General features: G+C 27.8%; 1 protein-coding gene. It reads right to left on the bottom strand.

Annotated elements, in window-relative coordinates; all coding sequences use genetic code 11:
• Positions 1-129: 129 nt before the first annotated feature.
• Complete coding sequence (locus HCG70_RS17235) at positions 130-1581, bottom strand: IS1182 family transposase (protein WP_221698079.1); 1452 nt, start codon at positions 1579-1581, stop codon at positions 130-132.
• Between the last annotated feature and the right edge of the window lie 112 nt (positions 1582-1693).

Below are 1693 nucleotides of genomic sequence, written 5' to 3'. Positions count from 1 at the left end.
GAGGGCACTGAAAAACTTAATGTTTTTCAAGTGCGGTTATCCACAAAGTAAAAAATAGTTAATGAAGCTGAAGCTTTTAGTTTCATTAACTATTTTTATTTAGTTATTTATATAATAACTAGGATATTTCTATCCTAATATCTTCAATATTCTTTTAATATTTACTGTAAATATTGCTAATGCCCCTTGAATTTCCATGCCAATTAGACCTGAAGATGATGCTTTATCATATCCATGTCTATGTTTTAATTCACTATTTTTTGCTTCTATTTTATAACGCTCTTTAGACTTTTCTTTAAAATATTCGCTTTCTTGAAAAGCTATCTGCGATTTATGTATATCACTTTTTATAGTAACTGAATAAGTTTTACTCTTAGCTCCGTCTTTATAACAACCTTCTTTTTGTGGACAAATTTTACATTTTTCTATATCAAAATAATAAGTATCTGTTTGGTTTGTAGATATATTCTTTTTGCCCTGTCGTGCTTTACGAATAGCCATATGTCCTTCTTTACATACATACATTCCAGCATCTTTATTGAATTGGAATTCATCTTCTTTTTTTCTAAACCCTTGCGTTACAGAAGGATTTAACTTTGCTACAAGTTTTATATTATTTCTATTTGCAAACTCAATATTACCCTTTTCTGAATAAGCAGAATCACCAATTATTGTTTTAACTTTTATTCCGGCCTTCTGACTTTTAGTGATTAATGTTTCTAATTCTTTACCATCGTTTTTTTCTCCAGTAGTAATAGTTGCAGCAGTTATTATTCTTTCTTCCGTCATTGCAATATGTGTTTTATAACCAAAGAAAGATGTGTCAACAGACTTATGACCAATTCTTGCATCCGCATCAGCGCAAGCTTGAATATGATGAATATCATCTTCTAATGTTTCATTTAACATATTTAATTTTTCCCTAACCTTTGGATAAGCTGCAATAACATCATTCTTTTCTATAGCTTTAACTAAGTCCTGACAATATTTAATTTCAGCATCTAAATTATCAATTGTATTTTTAGCTGGTAAAGTATTTTTAATATTCTCATCTATTTCATAAACTGATTTTCTTAATTTCTTAGAACGTTCTTGTAACACTTCACGTGGTGATTTTTGACTATATCTTGCTACCGTATGCGTAGCATCAACAATGATTGACTTTGATTTTATTATTCCTTTTTCAAGGGCGATTTCAACAGTTTTATTTATTAACATATCTAAAATATTTATATCTTTAAGTCTAAGTCTACGAAATTTAGTTAGAGAGCTTGGCTCAATAACATTTTCCTCTGGAGCCATTCCAAGAAAATATTTAAATGACATATCATATTTTGAACGCTCCACAATATCTACATCTGATAAATCAAATATAGATTTTAATAAAAGATATTTAAACATTCGTATTGGATCAATAGCATTTCTACCATTATTAATACAATATTTATCTAAAAGTTCATCATAAACAAATGAAAAATCAATTAGTTCATTAATTTTTCTTAACATATTATCTTTAGGAACAACTAAATCATAAATTCCTGTATATTCACTTAAAATCATTGTTTCTTGCTTTTTTATCATACACATCACCCACATTATTTTATAAGTTAAGTATAACATAAAAGACCTAAAAAATTGTCTTAAAAAAATTTTTTAGGTCTTTTATTCCGAAAGGCACTTTTTCAGTGCCCTC

Origin of the sequence: Clostridium sp. K04 (assembly GCF_019734375.1) — a bacterium.
In the GTDB taxonomy this organism is placed as follows: Bacteria; Bacillota; Clostridia; order Clostridiales; family Clostridiaceae; genus Clostridium; species Clostridium saudiense.
The sequence above is the reverse complement of the archived record's forward strand: the minus strand, read 5'-3'. Positions and strand labels throughout refer to the sequence as shown.